Annotated in this window: 16 protein-coding genes; 10 read left to right on the forward strand and 6 right to left on the reverse strand. The window is 61.3% G+C overall.

The genetic code is table 11. From position 1 onward, the window contains the following. Positions 1–206 precede the first annotated feature (206 nt). The gene (locus AC1DF8_RS31060; RefSeq protein WP_007821525.1) at positions 207–638 is read left to right on the forward strand and encodes a Ros/MucR family transcriptional regulator; all 432 of its coding nucleotides are present in this window, start codon (positions 207–209) and stop codon (positions 636–638) included. A 261-nt stretch (positions 639–899) separates the two neighbouring features. After that, complete coding sequence (locus AC1DF8_RS31065) at positions 900–1,325, forward strand: YciI family protein (RefSeq protein ID WP_112970588.1); 426 nt, start codon at positions 900–902, stop codon at positions 1,323–1,325. Between the two features lie 94 nt (positions 1,326–1,419). On the opposite strand, the gene AC1DF8_RS31070 is transcribed toward AC1DF8_RS31065, so the two are convergent. Beyond that, positions 1,420–1,842: a SufE family protein gene (locus AC1DF8_RS31070; protein ID WP_029868905.1), complete on the reverse strand. Its 423-nt coding sequence runs from the start codon at positions 1,840–1,842 to the stop codon at positions 1,420–1,422. A gap of 211 nt (positions 1,843–2,053) precedes the next feature. After that, on the reverse strand, positions 2,054–2,578 hold the full coding sequence (locus AC1DF8_RS31075; RefSeq protein WP_113208214.1) for a DUF5330 domain-containing protein: 525 nt from the start codon (positions 2,576–2,578) through the stop codon (positions 2,054–2,056). 451 nt (positions 2,579–3,029) lie between these two features. Here AC1DF8_RS31075 and AC1DF8_RS31080 point away from each other — a divergent pair, with 451 nt between their 5' ends. Both AC1DF8_RS31080 and AC1DF8_RS31085 read left to right on the forward strand, forming a co-directional pair. Next, a complete protein-coding gene (locus tag AC1DF8_RS31080; RefSeq protein WP_113117951.1) occupies positions 3,030–4,568 on the forward strand; it encodes a sensor histidine kinase in 1,539 nt (512 codons plus the stop codon). Next, complete coding sequence (locus AC1DF8_RS31085; protein WP_113209984.1) at positions 4,540–5,493, forward strand: peptidoglycan-binding domain-containing protein; 954 nt, start codon at positions 4,540–4,542, stop codon at positions 5,491–5,493. The genes AC1DF8_RS31080 and AC1DF8_RS31085 overlap by 29 nt, the downstream gene beginning before the upstream one ends. Positions 5,494–5,510: 17 nt before the next feature. Here the strand turns inward: AC1DF8_RS31085 and AC1DF8_RS31090 are convergent, their stop codons facing one another. Beyond that, positions 5,511–6,578 (reverse strand): AraC family transcriptional regulator, encoded by a 1,068-nt coding sequence (locus tag AC1DF8_RS31090; RefSeq protein ID WP_112547424.1) that lies wholly within the window; start codon positions 6,576–6,578, stop codon positions 5,511–5,513. Between the two features lie 152 nt (positions 6,579–6,730). On the opposite strand from AC1DF8_RS31090, the gene AC1DF8_RS31095 reads away from it, so the two are divergent. The 4 genes from AC1DF8_RS31095 to AC1DF8_RS31110 all read left to right on the forward strand — a co-directional run bounded on the left by AC1DF8_RS31095 (position 6,731) and on the right by AC1DF8_RS31110 (position 11,352). After that, entirely contained in the window at positions 6,731–7,705 is a 975-nt protein-coding gene (locus AC1DF8_RS31095) for an oxidoreductase (protein WP_478156444.1), read from the forward strand. Positions 7,706–7,815: 110 nt separating this feature from the next. Then, complete coding sequence (locus tag AC1DF8_RS31100; protein ID WP_478156445.1) at positions 7,816–9,264, forward strand: methyl-accepting chemotaxis protein; 1,449 nt, start codon at positions 7,816–7,818, stop codon at positions 9,262–9,264. 37 nt (positions 9,265–9,301) lie between these two features. Beyond that, entirely contained in the window at positions 9,302–9,640 is a 339-nt protein-coding gene (locus AC1DF8_RS31105; protein WP_029869021.1) for a DUF1491 family protein, read from the forward strand. Positions 9,641–9,765: 125 nt separating this feature from the next. Then, positions 9,766–11,352: an ABC-F family ATP-binding cassette domain-containing protein gene (locus tag AC1DF8_RS31110; protein WP_478156446.1), complete on the forward strand. Its 1,587-nt coding sequence runs from the start codon at positions 9,766–9,768 to the stop codon at positions 11,350–11,352. Here the strand turns inward: AC1DF8_RS31110 and AC1DF8_RS31115 are convergent, their stop codons facing one another. After that, entirely contained in the window at positions 11,353–12,324 is a 972-nt protein-coding gene (locus tag AC1DF8_RS31115; RefSeq protein WP_478156447.1) for an oxidoreductase, read from the reverse strand. A 117-nt stretch (positions 12,325–12,441) separates the two neighbouring features. Between AC1DF8_RS31115 and AC1DF8_RS31120 the strand changes: the two genes are divergently transcribed. Continuing rightward, positions 12,442–13,410 (forward strand): AraC family transcriptional regulator, encoded by a 969-nt coding sequence (locus AC1DF8_RS31120; RefSeq protein ID WP_478156449.1) that lies wholly within the window; start codon positions 12,442–12,444, stop codon positions 13,408–13,410. A 50-nt stretch (positions 13,411–13,460) separates the two neighbouring features. Here AC1DF8_RS31120 and AC1DF8_RS31125 read toward each other — a convergent pair whose 3' ends face one another. Together AC1DF8_RS31125 and AC1DF8_RS31130 are read right to left on the reverse strand one after the other, a co-directional pair. Beyond that, positions 13,461–14,510 carry a DUF2336 domain-containing protein gene (locus AC1DF8_RS31125; RefSeq protein ID WP_478156451.1) on the reverse strand — a complete coding sequence of 350 codons (1,050 nt, stop codon included), beginning with the start codon at positions 14,508–14,510 and terminating at the stop codon, positions 13,461–13,463. A 257-nt stretch (positions 14,511–14,767) separates the two neighbouring features. After that, a complete protein-coding gene (locus AC1DF8_RS31130; protein WP_478156453.1) occupies positions 14,768–14,974 on the reverse strand; it encodes a hypothetical protein in 207 nt (68 codons plus the stop codon). Between the two features lie 540 nt (positions 14,975–15,514). On the opposite strand from AC1DF8_RS31130, the gene AC1DF8_RS31135 reads away from it, so the two are divergent. Further along, on the forward strand, positions 15,515–15,685 hold the full coding sequence (locus AC1DF8_RS31135; RefSeq protein ID WP_183848328.1) for a hypothetical protein: 171 nt from the start codon (positions 15,515–15,517) through the stop codon (positions 15,683–15,685). Positions 15,686–15,696 lie beyond the last annotated feature (11 nt).

The following is a 15,696-nucleotide window of genomic DNA, read 5'->3' on the forward strand; positions in this document are numbered from 1 at the left end:
TCTAACTGGGTGACGGCCTGGAAGAATACGTAGTAGCTCACCGTCAGGCAGTATTGGTGCAGAGTACGGTCTTCGGAATCTAGGGGTGGATTCCGGTTTTTCGAAACAAAGGCTGTAAGCTGCTCTTTTGGTGTTTGGCTCTACGACGAGGGTTCTTTGTCTTTTTGGGAGAAGGACCGTTTGAGCATGCTAACAGGAGAAAGAATATGACGGATATGGCGACCGGCAATGCGCCGGAGCTGCTTGTGGAACTGACGGCCGATATCGTCGCGGCCTATGTCAGCAACCACGTTGTCCCGGTCAGCGACCTGGCTAATCTGATTTCCGACGTACATTCGGCATTGAGCAACACATCCGTACCGCAGCCGGTGGCAGCGGTCGTCGAAAAGCAGAAGCCTGCAGTTTCTGTCCGCAAGTCCGTACAGGACGAGCAGATTACGTGCCTCGAATGCGGCGGCAACTTCAAGTCCCTGAAGCGCCACCTGATGACGCATCACAATCTCGCGCCGGAAGAATATCGCGAGAAGTGGGACCTGCCTGCCGATTACCCGATGGTAGCCCCGGCCTATGCCGAAGCGCGTTCGCGCCTTGCGAAGGAAATGGGCCTGGGACAGCGCCGCAAGCGCGGCCGCGGCTGAGTATTGCACCGCTGCATGATAAAGAGCCGGGCCTGTTGCCCGGCTTTTTTTGTATTTACCGGTCGTCTCTTCCGGTGATTTCGGCTCTCGTCATCTATCTTCAAAAAAAGCGCGGCAAAAAATGTCGGTCCCGGGATTGCTCATCCGTCTCTAAAGCATGTCGCGCAAAAGTGCGCAGCGGTTTTGCGATAACGACGGAATGACATGAAAGATCGAGGACGGGCGGGCACTCATGCCGCCGCAAACAAGAGGAGAAGAGACATGCGCGTAATGGTCATCGTCAAGGCGACGGCAGACAGTGAAGCGGGCATCATGCCCACGACTGAGCTTCTGGGGGCTATGGGCAAGTATAACGAGGATCTGGTCAATGCCGGCATCATGATGGCGGGTGAAGGCCTGCATCCTTCTTCCAAGGGAAAGCGCATCGCCTTCGATGGCCCGAAGCGCATGGTCATCGACGGCCCCTTCGCCGAGACCAAGGAACTGATCGCCGGTTTCTGGCTGTGGCAGGTCAAGGATATGGACGAAGCCGTCGAGTGGGTAAAGCGCTGCCCCAATCCAATGCTCGGACCGAGCGAGATCGAAATCCGTCAGGTGTTCGAAGCGGCCGATTTCGGCGAGGCCCTGACGCCGGAGCTTGCCGAGCGGGCCGAACGTCTCGGTGAGAGGATGACAAACGGCAAATAACGAATCGGCAATATCAGGTTCGGCGCCCGGCGTATTTCTCCGTGCGCCGAACCGTCTGGTCTCAAGGCTTGTTTTCTCGTGCGGATCGCACCTGTCAGGCGGTAGCCCGCACGCGCGCTTCCTCGCGGATGCGGTTGACCATCGAGCGCAAGCCGTTCGAGCGCTGCGAGGAGAGATTTTCAGTCAGACCGATCTTTGAGAAGATCTCGAAAGCATCGAGCGAGGCGATCTCGGCAGCAGTCTTTCCGGAATAGGTGGCAAGCACGATAGCGACGAGGCCGCGCACGATATGCGCGTCGGAATCGCCTTCGAATGTCATGACCGGATTGTCGGGATTGCCTGCTGTATGCGTGACCAGCCATACCTGGCTGGCGCAGCCCATCACCTTGTTCTCGGAAGTCTTCTTCTCGTCTGCCAGTTCAGGCAGCGCCTTGCCGAGTTCGATAACGTAGCGGTAGCGGTCTTCCCAATCGTCCAGGAAGGAAAAGTCGTCGATGATCTGGTCGAGGGTCGCCATGCTTGTTCAGGCCTTTCACTATTATTAGTTCATATAGGCGAAGCGACCGCAGATTTGAACCGTTAAAAAGAAACGCCGTGAGGGATGGGCATCCTCACGGCGCAGCAAAGTGCTGAAATAAACAGGGCAGGCACGTCAGGCATGGGGCATCTCCGCGTCATGCGGACCACCGATGCAAGCTGGGGTGCGGGCGGGGTGCCCGCGAAATTCGTCAGATCGCCGGTTTCGGCGTCGGCAGCGGGATCGACCCGGCCGGAATGGTTCCGGTTACCACACGTTCAGCCGAAGCGCCGTCGTCCACCGGTGGGCGGTAGGGCTGCGGCAGGTGCGGCATCGGCTGGTTCAGCGCGGCCTGAGCCTCGCGCATTGTATTAGTGATGGCCTCCGGCAGGGAAGGAGCGGCAAGCGCGACAGGCGCCGGCGGCACGGCCGTCTTTGCGGAGGCCATTTTGGAGTTGTCGTCCCTGAACTGGCTGTCGAGCAGCTCATAGGCGACACGGGCGCCTTCGCGGGCCCGGTAGCCGAGAGCCGTCAGGGTCTCCCCACCCTTGCTGCAGACCTCGGGCTTTTCGGAGCACATGCCGGTGATATAGACGTAAGCGCCGCTTGCCGCGGTGAAGGCGTCGGAAAGCTGCAATTGCGGGTGGCCGGCATTGTCGGAGCTCTCCGAAGAGAAAACGGAGAGAGCGACGAGCACAAGGCCAAACCAGAATGATCCTTTGATCAGAAACCACATTGTCTTGCCCATCCTGTTTTTCCCGTCCGGTCTTGTCGCCGAATCGGGCCGGTTGTCCGGTATGTCTGCACCTTACAGCCGAGTTGCGAATGCAGCTTTTCGAAACTCATCGGCATTTGCGGCAAATTTATCTCAAATTTTAATGATCGGTATTTTCGGGGCATTTCACTCAAATTCTAACAGATGTCGTTAAGCATGGTGGCAGCCGCCGCCTGCAATTGCTGGACTTTTGCCCCGCCGCTCTGCCACAAGAGTTAACGTGATGCTGAAATATGAGGAAAATCCGGCGCTTACCTGCTATTAACCACGAAATTCAATGAGCCAGGCAGATGGCCCAAAACGGGACTTTTAGCATTTTTGGGCTGTGGAAGGCGACTTTGCCTTATCCTTTCCTTAAGCCGCGAGGGCCTATTGTCCGGGTCAATGAAAGGCCTTTTCGGGCAGGTATTGCGTGCGTGTATTGAGTGACATTGGCGGTTGGGCGACAGCCCTCGTGGACCGGGCAGCTGCAAGCTGGCTTTCCCGCACGAGCGGCGGCGAAGCTGTGCGTCAGAGCGAGCTCACCATTCTGCGCCGCCTGGTCTTCCTCTCCTCTGCCGCTCTTGTCGCCGCTCCGGTCGGCCTCTCCATCGTTACCAGCCCCGCAGTTGCACTGCCGGCCGGCGTCGCCACGGTCTGCGCCGCCTTTCTTTTTTCTGCCGTCGGCAGCATTGCGCTCGCCCGCCAGGCTATTCCACAGCACGTAGCCGCAGCCAGTGCCGACGATCTCTTCCTTGAGATGAGCCCGGGCCTCGTCCTCTTCCTCGATCCGCTTGGCAGCGTGACGATGGCCGGCGGCCGCGACAAGCGCGACTATCTCGTCTGGATGCGCGACCTGAAGGGCCGTGGCTTCTTCGAGCAAGTGCATGTTTCCGATCGCATCCTTTTCCTGCAGGCGCTGGATGCGCTGCGCCAGGGCGAGGAAAAGGCGACCGTCGATATCAGGCTGGAGCGCCCCTCCGTCTCGCGCGATAACAGGCAATTCGCTTATCTGCGCATGGATATGACCGCACGGCGTGATGTCGACGGCATGCTTTCGGCCGTCATTGCCCAGTTGCATGATGTTTCGGTGGAGCAACGGCTTCGCGCCGAGGCGCAGACGCGCGCGGCAGATGCGGAATCGGCCAACGATGCCAAATCCCGTTTCCTCGCCGCCGTCAGCCACGAACTGCGCACGCCGCTGAATGCCATCCTCGGCTTTTCGGATATCCTGATTGGCGAATATTTCGGCAAGTTCGAGAACGAGCGCCAGCGCGAATATGTCGGCCTGATCCGTGAATCCGGTGCGCATCTGCTTTCCGTCGTCAATACGATGCTGGACATGAGCAAGATCGAGGCGGGCCGTTACGAGCTGATGCTCGAGCCTTTCGATATCGGCGCATCGATCCGGTCCTGCGAATCGATGCTGGCGCTGCAGGCCAAGAGCAAGGGCGTGACGCTCACGAACCGTGTCCAGCGCGGTATCGCAGAGGTCGTGGCCGATCAGCGCGCGCTGCAGCAGATCCTTATCAATCTTGTCGGCAATGCCGTGAAATTCACCGAAACGGGCGGCGTGGTCACCGTCGATGCGGCCATGCGCGACGGCATCCTGAAGCTCACTGTCAGCGATACCGGCATCGGCATTCCTGCCGACAGGCTCGCCACACTCGGCCAACCTTTCGTCCAGATCCAGAACGATTATACCCGTCGATTCGAGGGCACGGGTCTTGGCCTGTCGCTGGTCAAAGGCCTTGTCGCCCTGCATGGCGGCAATTTCGCCATTGCCAGCCAGCCGGGCGAGGGCACGATCATCACCATCGAGATTGCCGCGGATGGTTCCGGAGCCCCGGCGGCAGAAAATGCCGGCCAGGTGGAAACGGTCGAGTTTCCGCCGCGGCTGAAGGGCGCGGCGGGTGCCGCAGAACTGGAAGAGGGGCTTTTCGATGGCCGCGCGCAAGCGAAAATCGCCTAAGGGCAGGAAGGGGCGGCAGCAGCCGGGCCTTGTGATGACCGGTGCGGCAGCACTCGGCGGCATCGGCCTGCAGGGTGCGACGGCGCTGGGTGGCCTCGGTCTTCAGGGCGCCGGTGCGCTAGGCGGCGTCATCGGCCGCAATCCGTCCATTGCCGGCGGCACGATCGCCTTCGTCGTCATTTTCTCCTTCGTCGCTGCCAATGCACTCTGGTATCAGCCAGGCGCGCATCCGCATCCGATTTTCCGCACCCGCGATCCGGGCGCGCCGACCGCCATAGGCTTCCGCCCGCAGGTCGAGCCGCAGGGCGATGTCACCACGTTCCGCATCGAGCGGCCGGACGACGCCGCGGCAACGACCCAGACGACGCCGCCATCTGCCGCAGCCGGCCAGCAGCCGAACCAGCTCGTGATGGACATCCAGAAGGAACTGATCCGCCGCGGCCTCTATAACGGCAATGCCGACGGCGTCATCGGCCCGCGCACCAGCGCAGCCATCCTTTTCTTCGAGGAAACGGTTGGCATGGCGCAAAGCGGCGATGCGACGCCCGACGTGCTTGCTGCGCTCAGAACCGATGCAGTCGGTCCCTCCACCGTCCCTCCGGAGAAACCTCGGGAAGACGTGACGTCGAAGGCGACAGAGGAAGATCCGGTCGCAGCCGCCATCCGCAGCGCCGAAAAGACCGTCAAGACGGCGCCCTCAGGGCCGAAACAGGTTCCGCTGTCAGGCATTTCCAGTGTCGACCTGGTGCTGAAGATCCAGAAGGGCCTGGTCAACATGGCCTACGCCAATGTCGGCGTCGACGGTGTCGCCGGCGAACAGACCCGCGCTGCCATCCGGCACTTCCAGAAACACTACAATCTCCCGGAAAATGGCGAACCCAGCGAAGCCGTGTTGAAGAAGCTCAAGGAAATCGGTGCGCTCTGAGCAATAACGGACTGAAATCAGCCCTGCTGCGACAGGGCTGACGGCTGGCTCGCCAGCCGCAGGAGCCGGTAGTCGACAGTTCGCACCCGACCTTCGACATCAACCACCTCTTCGATCGGCCCGACATTGATAGCGGCCGAAGTCCGGTAGCGCTTCGGCGCAATGCCGGTCACGCGCTTGAATGCATTGCTGAAGGCGCTCTCCGAGGTATAGCCGAGTGAAAGCGCCAGCGAGGAGACCGGCATCGATCCCTCGCGCAGCGCCCGCTCGGCAAGGCGCATGCGCCAGGCGGTGAGATAGGTGAGTGGGGCAACGCCCGCGACCGTCTTGAAGCGCAGGGCGAAGCTGGTGCGCGACATGCCGGCGGATTTTGCGAGCTCTCCGAGCTGCCAGTCATGCGCTGGGTCTGAATGCATCAGTCGCAGCGCCGGCGCGATCTTCTCGTCGCCAAAGGCGCGCAGCCAGCCGACCGTCAGCGGCTCCGACGTCATGATATGGGCGCGCAGCACCTGCACGAAGATGAGCTGAGAAAGCTGGGCCGAGGCAAGCAGCGCGCCCGGTTTGCCGGCCGCCATTTCCCGCACCAGCTGGTCCAGCAGCCAGCGCAGCACGCCGGCCTCGGCAAGGGTCGCCCGCACATGGATGACCGGAGGCAATACGTCGAGCAGCAGCGCCGTGCCGGTCGGCCCAAGCGCGATATGCCCGCCGATATAGAGGAAATCCTCGCCCACGCCATGCCGCGCCATGCCATTGACCTTCTTCTCCTTGAAGGTTGTGACGGCATCGGCGGGCTCCATCGCAAGATCGGTTGCCAGCATGAAGGAATGCTTGCCGTTGAGCAGGACGACGTCGCCGGCTTCGAGCAGGATAGGCTCGCTGCCATTGTCGAGCACCAGCCAGCAGCGGCCTTTGGCCACCGCGCTGATCTTGATGCGGTTCGGCTGCGGAAAGGCAAGCGCCCAGGGGCCGCCGGCAATCAGACCGCCCGCCATCAGGCAGCGGGCATCGAGCAGGCTGAGCATTTCGGAGAGGGGATCGCTTGTCATCTTTGTACGATGGCGCAAGAAATCGGGATTTACAAGCATTCAGAATCCCACCTGCCGGACATAGATATTTCCCGACCAGAGCAATTCCGGCAGACATGTGCAGCGGTTTTGAGTCTCGAACTGCATAAAAACAAAGAGATAGAGCATTTCCGTCACCCACGGGACGGAATCCTCTTGAAAGGAGACATTTCATGTCCACTCCCCAGGCTCCCATCGGTTCACGTTTCGGTGCAGCGTCCACGGCGCAAGAGGTGATTGCCGGCCATGACCTCACCGGCAAGGTGGCGATCGTCACCGGCGGTTATGCCGGTCTCGGCCTCGAAACCGCCCGCGTGATGGCGGCCGCCGGCGCCAAGGTGATCGTGCCCGCCCGCAATATCGAGAAGGCGAGGGCGGTGGGCGAAAACGTGCCCGGCCTGGTATTCGCCTATATGGACCTGATGGATCCCAATTCGATCGACGAGTTCGCCGATTGTTTCCTCGAAGACGACAAGCCACTGCATTTCCTCATCAACAATGCCGCTGTCATGGCCAACCCGCTGACGCGCGACAGCCGCGGTTATGAATCGCAATTCTCCACCAACCATCTCGGCCACTTCCAACTCACCGCGCGCCTCTGGCCGGCGCTGGTGAAGGCCGGGGGCGCCCGTGTGGTTGCCGTCTCCTCGCGCGGCCATGTCCGCTCTGGCGTCGATTTCGACGATCCGATGTTCGAGAACCGCGAATACCTGCCCTACGTCGCCTATGGCCAGTCGAAGACAGCCAATGCGCTATTTGCCGTTGCGCTGGACGCTTTGGGCGCAAGAGAGGGCGTGCGCGCCCTCTCCCTTCATCCGGGCGGCATCGTCACGACCGATCTCGTGCGCCACCAGTCGCGCGAATATCTGCTGGCGAGCGGTTATGTGGATGCCGACGGCAACCCGGTCATCGACCCTGAAAACAACAAGAAGACCATTGCCCAGGGTGCGGCAACCACTGTCTGGTGCGCTGTCAGCGATGAGCTGGATGGCATGGGCGGCGTCTATTGCGAGAACTGCGATATCGCCAAGGCCGTGCCTGCCGACTCCGAGGAACTGCTCGGCGTGCGCCCTTGGGCGACCGATCCCGAGCTTGCCGAGCGCCTCTGGCAGCTGAGCGAGAGACTGACGGGTCTGACGCAAAGCTGAAGGCTTAAGCGGGCAGGGGTCTAAGACCTAAGTATAGGCGCCGCTATTCTTAGCGAGTTGTTAACCATGTTGTTTGAAGCTTCCCTAATGTAGCTTGGGGGAGCTCGATCATGCAGGCGTTGAAGGCGGTGGGGGAGAATGCCGGAAGCCCGGCTTACGAGCCGGATGGACCGGATCGCGACGCGCTGCGCCATATCCTCTCGCGCCTTGCCGAAGAGGCCTCAACGCTCGGCGTCGACCTCGTCGATATAGCCGGCGCCATCCAGGACATGGCGGCAATGTCGGCCCGCCATGCCGCCGCCTTCGATGAGGTCACCCGCACAGCCCTTTCCATCGCGGAGACCAATCGCTCCGTCGCCGTTTCGTTGCGTGAGACCGACAGTACCGCCACGCAAGCGCGCCACATGCTGAAGGAATCGGCTGATCGCCTGTCCGGCTCGGTCTCGGAAATCCGTCACATGGTCCAGTCCTCGGACGAGATCAGCACGGAAATCTCCGGCTTCTCCCGCTCGCTGACCGATGTCGACAAGGTGGCCGCCGAAATCAGCACCATCGCCCGCCAGACCAATCTCCTGGCGCTCAATGCGGCAATCGAGGCCGCCCGTGCCGGCGAGGCTGGCAAAGGCTTTGCCGTCGTCGCCTCCGAGATCCGCGCCTTGTCGCTGCAGACCTCCAAGGCCACGGGCTCCATCCAGGAAACGCTGGAGCAGCTTCGGCTCAAGATCGATCGTCTCTCGACTGTCGGCGGCGGCGCCCGCAAGAGTGCTGCCGGCGTCAGCGAAAAGTCCGAAGCGATGCGTGGCGCCTTCGAAAGCATGGAGCATGTCATTACCCGCATCCTCGATTCATCCGCCGTCATGGCCAACACGACCGAGGCCGTGGATCGTGATTGCGCCGGCTTCGTCGCCAAGCTCGGAGAGATGTCGGCCGAGGTGCTGGATTCCAACGGCCGGCTGCAACAGGCGGCAAAACGCGTCGACAGCGTCGTCGGCCTGTCGGAAACGCTGATCCAGCTGACCGCGAGCGCCGGCGTGGAAACCGCCGACCGCCACTGGATCGAACAGGCCCAATCCGTCGCCGGCCAGATATCGCATGCCCTGGAGCGTGCCGTTGCCGAAGGCGCAATCGGCATGGAGAGCCTATTCAACCGCCACTACCAGCCGATATCGGGCACCGATCCGGTACAGATGATGGCACCATTCACTGAACTCGCCGACCGGCTGCTGCCGCCGATCCAGGAGCCGGTGGCGGGTTCCGACCAGCGCATCGCCTTCTGTGCCGCCATTGATGAAAACGGCTACCTGCCGACCCACAATCGCAAGTTCTCCGAGCCGCAGCGGCCGGGCGATGTCGTCTGGAATACTGCCAATTGCCGCAATCGCCGCATCTTCAACGATCGCGTCGGACTTGCTGCCGGCAGAAGCACTGCGCCCTTCCTCGTCCAGACCTACAGGCGGGACATGGGCGGCGGCAACTTCGCCATGATGAAAGATATTTCCGCCCCGATCACAGTCCGCGGTAGGCATTGGGGTGGTTTGCGGTTGGCGGTAAAAGTATAGCGTTGCCGCCATCTGCCATCCGGTCTATGTCCCGCCCATGAGATTGCGCGCCGATATCTACGTTTCCGCTCTCGTCCGCAGGGTTTTCTCCGCCGGCGATTTTGCTGCCGTGGAGAAGAAGGGCGCGGAAGAAGCTGGCGCGATCTTCATTCGCCAGCGCTTCCGTGACGGGCTCGAAACCCTCTATGCGCCGGCCCCGCAAAGCTTCTTCGACGAGGAGAGCAGCGGCGACCGGCTGTTCGAAATCAGGCTGGAACGCGCCGAGCCCGAGAAGGTGCAGGAAATGCTGGAGCGCGAGCGCAAGTTCGACCCGGATCTCTGGATCGTCGAGCTGGAGGCAGACGAGGTCTCGGAACTCATCCCGATGGCCAACTGACGGCTTGCCTTGAATTTACGCCAATTCCCGCCTAGTTTACCGCCATCCGCAATACCAACAGGATGTGTGCTCAATGGATATGAACCTGATCGCAACGCCAATTCGCCTTGCCATCGGGGATTTACATGCCTGCATCCATTACAGTTTCCAATCTTTCGTGGTCCACGCCTGACGGCCGGCCGCTTTTCTCCAATATCGATCTGAGCTTCAACGCGGAGCGCGCCGGCCTTGTCGGTCGCAATGGCGTCGGCAAGACAACGCTCCTGAAGCTCGTCGCCGGCGAACTGCAGCCGCAGACGGGCTCCGTTGCCGTATCCGGCACTATCGGCATCCTGCGCCAGAGTGTGCAGGTTGGGCCGGATGAAACGGTCGCCGATCTTTTCGGCGCAACGCAGGCGCTTGCCATTCTCAGCCGTGCCGAAAGCGGCGAAGCCATTGCCGATGAGCTTGCTGTTGCCGACTGGACGCTCGAAGCCCGCATCGAAGCCGCACTGGAACGTGCCGGTCTTGCCGCTGGGCCGCAGACTTTGCTCGCAACGCTCTCCGGCGGCCAGCGCACGCGCGCGGCATTCGCCGCCCTGATCTTCGAAGAGCCGGATTTCCTCATCCTCGACGAGCCGACCAACAATCTGGACCGGGAGGGGCGCGAAGCGGTGATCTCGCTTCTTGGAGGCTGGCGCCACGGCGCCCTGGTCGTCAGCCATGACCGCGAACTGCTGGAGACGATGGACGCGATCGTCGAGCTGACGACTTTGGGCGCCACCCGCTATGGCGGAAACTGGAGCGATTACCGCGCCCGCAAGGCGCTGGAATTGGCCGCCGCCGAGCACGATCTGGCGGACGCCAAAAAGCGCGTGGCGGAGGTCGCCCGCAGTGCCCAGGAAACGGCCGAGCGCAAGGCCCGCAGAGACAGTGCCGGCAAGAAGAAAGCGGCCAAGGGCGACATGCCGCGCATCGTTGCCGGTGGTCTCAAGCGGCAGGCGGAAAATACCAGCGGCGAGAATGCCCGCCTTGCCGAACGCCGCCATAGCCAGGCGCTTGAGGATGCCGAGGAGGCACGCAAACGCATCGAGGTCCTGCAGCCGCTCTCTGTCAAGCTGCCCTCGACCGGCCTGCCGCCGGGCAGATCGGTATTGAAGATCGACGCGGTGACCGTCGGCTACGAAATCGACAAGCCGATCATCCGTCAACTCTCCGTCGATATCACCGGACCCGAACGCATCGCAGTCACCGGCCCGAATGGCTCGGGCAAGACAACCCTGCTGGCGTTGATCGCGGGCGATCTCCAGCCATGGGAGGGAGCGGTGCGTGTTTTGACCTCTTTCTCGATGCTCGACCAGCGCGTCAGCCTGCTCGACCCCGAAACCTCGATCCGCGACAATTTCCGTCGGCTGAACCCGCAATCGGATGAGAATGCCTGCCGCGCAGCCCTTGCCCGTTTCATGTTCCGGGCGGATGCTGCGCTGCAGATCGTCTCTACTCTGTCAGGAGGCCAGCTTCTGCGCGCCGGCCTTGCCTGCGTTCTCGGCGGTGCGACACCGCCGTCGCTACTGATCCTCGACGAGCCGACCAATCACCTCGACATCGATTCCATCGCGGCCGTCGAAGCAGGCCTCAGAGCCTATGACGGCGCGCTTCTGATTGTCAGCCATGACGAGGTGTTCCTGGAGATGGTCGGCATCACGCGCCGGCTGGCATTGCCTGGGAGATAGTTACTCGAAGGAGATACCGAGCAGCTTTTCGCTCAGCGTCCAGAGTCTCGCGGCGGCCTCCTCGTCCATTGCCCAGGGCATGACGCCGCGCAGCTCCGTCGTATCGGCAGGCAGCGCCTCGGCAATATCGCAGTCCTCGCAATAGACGCCGCCCATGCCGTCGAGCTGGCGGCTCGTCGCACACCAGACGGTGGTTGCCGCACCCTGTTCGATCGTCTTGAAGAGGGCCGCGATATGCGAGGGTATATTGCCGTCGACATCGCGGAAGCCGATCGCTTCCATATCCGCGTCCGAGACATAGCGGGTCAGCTCCGTCCGGATCGAGCCGGGGTGGACCGAGAAGGCGCGTACGCCATGTTCTGCCCCGCGCCGGTCGATCTCGAGCGCGAAGAGTGCGTTGGCGGTCTTCGACTGGCCGTAGGATTTCCAGGCATCATAGGGTCGGCGCTGATAATTCGGATCGTCGAAGTCGATGGCGGAGAAGCGATGCGCGCCCGATGACAGTGCCACGACGCGGGCATTGCCGGAGCGCTTCAGCGCCGGCCAGAGCCATGCGGCAAGCTGGAAATGACCGAGATGGTTGGTCGCAAACTGCCTCTCGACCCCCCTGTCGTCATGGGCAAGCGGCGTTGCCATGATACCGGCATTGCCGATGAAGAGATCAAGCGGCCGGTGGCTCGCGGCAAATTCCCGGCCGAAGGCATTGATCGAGGCCGGGTTGGAAAGATCGAATGAATGGATCTCGATACGCGGCAGGTCTTTGAGCGCCGCTTTGGCCTTCTCGGTATCACGCGCCGGCACGATGATCGAAGCTCCGGCCCCCGAAAGCACCCGCACCGTCTCGAGGCCAAGGCCGGCATAACCGCCGGTAACGATGGCAAGCTTGCCGGTGAGATCGGCATTGCCGAGCGCTTCTTCTGAGGTCGTCGAGCGGCTGAATCCGGAGGGAAGGGGATATTGGGAAGTCGGCATGAAGTCCTCGCATTTGTCTTGTGGGCGGCTTGTCCGCTCCTACTGGACTAGACCTAGGCCATCCGATGTAGGATTATCCATGCGCTGAAATCCAATCTGCTTGCGTGATCGTCCTAAATGTTTCCTGTCGACCCTCTCTCCGATGTCCTGTCGCTGCTCTCGGCCAGGAGCCTGCTTTCCGCCAGTCTCAGAGCCAAGGGTGACTGGTCCATCCGCTTTGCCTCCGATGGCGTGAAATTCAATGCAGTGCTCGAAGGCGGCTGTTATCTGGTCTCCGAGGGAAGTGAACCACGCTGGCTGGAGGCCGGCGATTGCTTCCTCCTGGTCAATTGCGGCACCCATATCCTGTGCAGTGACCCCTCGCTGACGCCGCTTTCGCCGTCCGAGGTATTCGGACCCGACCATGTCGGTTCCGTCCATGCTGACCTGCCGGGGGAATGCCTGTTTGCCGTCGGCGGGCGCGTGACCTTCGATGATGCCGATGCCGGCCTGTTGCTCGATGCGCTGCCTCCTATCCTCTTCGTCAGTGGCAAGTCGCGGGAGGCAGCCGCCATCCGCTGGCTGCTGTCGCGTCTGGGAGAGGAATGGGATGAGAAGCGCGCCGGTGGGTCGGTTGCGGCGGATCATTTGGCCCAGCTTCTCTTTGTGGAGCTCATCCGTGTCTGGCTCGCTCAGGCCGAGACGGCAGCGCCGGGCTGGATGCAGGCCTTGAACGACCGGCGTGTTGGCGCGGCGATCCGATTGCTGCACGGCGATCCCGCGCGAAACTGGCGGCTGCAGGATCTGGCGGATGCGGCCGGCATGTCGCGCTCCAATTTCGCACTGCGGTTCCGGGAGCTCGCCGGCATCTCGCCGCTCGATTATCTGCTGCGCTGGCGCATGCGGCTTGGCGCGAAGGCGCTACGGTCAGGCCCAGAGCCGATCTCGGCGATTTCCTATTCGCTGGGCTATCAATCGGAAAGCGCTTTCAGCAATGCGTTCAAGCGTATCACCGGCGTTGCGCCGCAGCAGTACAGGCGCGATCACCAGATGGCTGCAGCATCGGCCCGAAAATCGGAATCGATTTTCGGAAAGCCTGATGCGTAGAATCAAAGAGTTAGAGCGTCCTTTGTGCGTCCGAACGGACGCACAGCGCTCTAGCGCGCCCGGTTGACGCTCTTGAGGTCGCGCAACGGCGCCTGCCGGATGAAGCGATAGGCGGGAGCCTGCGCCTGGGCTGCGGGAGCTGGTTTGGCTGCGGCCGGACTGTCCGGATTGTAGGTATAGCTGTCGGCCCGCCGCCAGGCCTCGACACGGGCATGGCACTCTTCCGGGTCCAGCGCATCGAGGACGAGGAAGGCGCGGCTGACATTGTGCTGCACCTCGGCAAGATGCGGATAGAGCTTTTCCAGCACGAAGACGGAGTCAAGAAAGCCCATGCCGAGGCTCATCAACGTCGTGGCGAGCTGCTGGCCGGAGAGGTCGAGCATGATACGTTCTGCAAGCCAGCGGCTGGCTGACAGCGCATCGGCAAGTGCGGTGGCGAAATGCGTGGCTTCCCGAGAGCGGGCAAAGCGCACCAGCAGCGCCTCCTGAATGTCGGATAGCGAACGAAGGCCAAGCCGGTCGTCGTCATCGCGGCCAAGATGGCCGGCAAGGCCGCGAATGCGCTCGCGCAGCGCCTCTTCATTGGCGAGACGCTGGGCTTCTTCCTGATCCATTTCCGGCGGAGCAGGCATCGGCGAAAGAGGCATGGGCGGCTGTTCGGCAGGTGTGGCGGCGGAAGGACGTGGCTCGGCCTGTCGCAATGCCACCAGCGCATCGATGACCTTGGGTGAGAGAGAGTCCCGGCTGACGATTGCCTTCACATGCGAGGCACCGTGGGTGCGGGCAATCGTGATCAATGTATCGTCGCCGATTGCCTTGGAGGAGGTGAGGAAAGGAGCGGCGATTTCGATCGGCTGGTTGCCGATAAAGAGGGCGACTGCTGCCGGCATGTTCTCGCACTGGGAAAGTGCGGCGACGGCCTGGCGCCGTGCTTCCTCGGAGGATGCCTGGAAAAGCGGCATGAAGAGTTCGGCAAACTGGCGCAGTTCGGAGCGTGTCGGATGTGACAGGTTCTCGAAACTGCTGACAGTCGCCATTAACACCACGTCCTTCTTCCTGATGGCCAACGGGCCCTCTAGGTCTCGAAACCGGTCACGCACAAGCACACCCTGAAAACGCAGAACAAGCGGGACACCGTGGGCCGACAAGCGCTGGCGGGGCGCGCGTCAGACCATACGGTTATGAACAAATCCTACACCGGCACGGTTAATGCATGCTGAAGATTCTATTAAAATGCAACAGAAATATACACGTTTCGCGTGTCGCAGAATAATAAGCCGGCAAAATAAAATCACGTGCCCCCGGAACACGGGGATTCGCAGTTTCCAGACATGCGGATAAATAGCCGGCAAATAATCTATAGGCCGGTGCGGCCGTTGAGTGCCGACRGAAGCTTGTCGTGTTCGTGGTGGCCCGACTGGTAGAGGTCGAGTGCGGTCGAAGCAGCGAACTGCGCCTCGACACTTCTGATGTCGATATGTCTTTCAGCGCACCACGCATTTAGCACGCCACTTAACACGTCCAAATCCTCTGACGTGAATGCGCAACCATATAGAAAGGGCATGGGCTGCTCTCCGATGACAGCAAGAGCACGTATGACTTCCAAGCGGCCATCGCCTTAAAAGCTTTGGGCCGATAGAGTTACGATACACCCATCCATCCTGGCCGCAATTCATATTTTAATGATGCATATTTGCAACAGTGGGGGCTTGGGCGCCGTTTCAATGGCGGGGAGCCGTTAACTATATGAATTATCTCTAATTTTATCGGACGGCTTTCAGCCTGTCTTTTCTTTTCCGCGGCTGAAACCAAACAACCGTTCTGCGCGTTATCTGAGTGCCGAGCAGGCTGCCCAAAGCAGCGGCTGAATATTAGTAATCTGTTAACGGTCGTGTGTCTCAATTCGGACAGGAACGACGCGATTTGGGAATATGGATCGTGGAAGCTCCGCAACATCACGGTATTTCGGTAGGTGCCGTGAGAAAGGCGCGAATGCCCTCGGTCCGGTTCATCCGGCGCTTGAGGACGCGCTGGCCCGCAGCAAGGCGGGCAGGGTGAAATCCAACGCAAGTTCATCCGTCTCGGGCAGTGCATGGAGACGAGAATGGCAATTGTAGTCGCATTGGCGGACCGGCTGCCGCAGGCGCCGCGTCGCTCGGGCAAGGAGCCCGGTGAAGCAAAAATACTCTGGTTCACCGGCGTCCGTTACGAACGGATCGTCGAAACCCCGAAGAAAAATCCGGCGCATTCTGCGCCGCGCGTCAAGAATAAGTAATTCACGAAAAC

It is taken from the genome of Rhizobium sp. 05N49 (assembly GCF_056396805.1).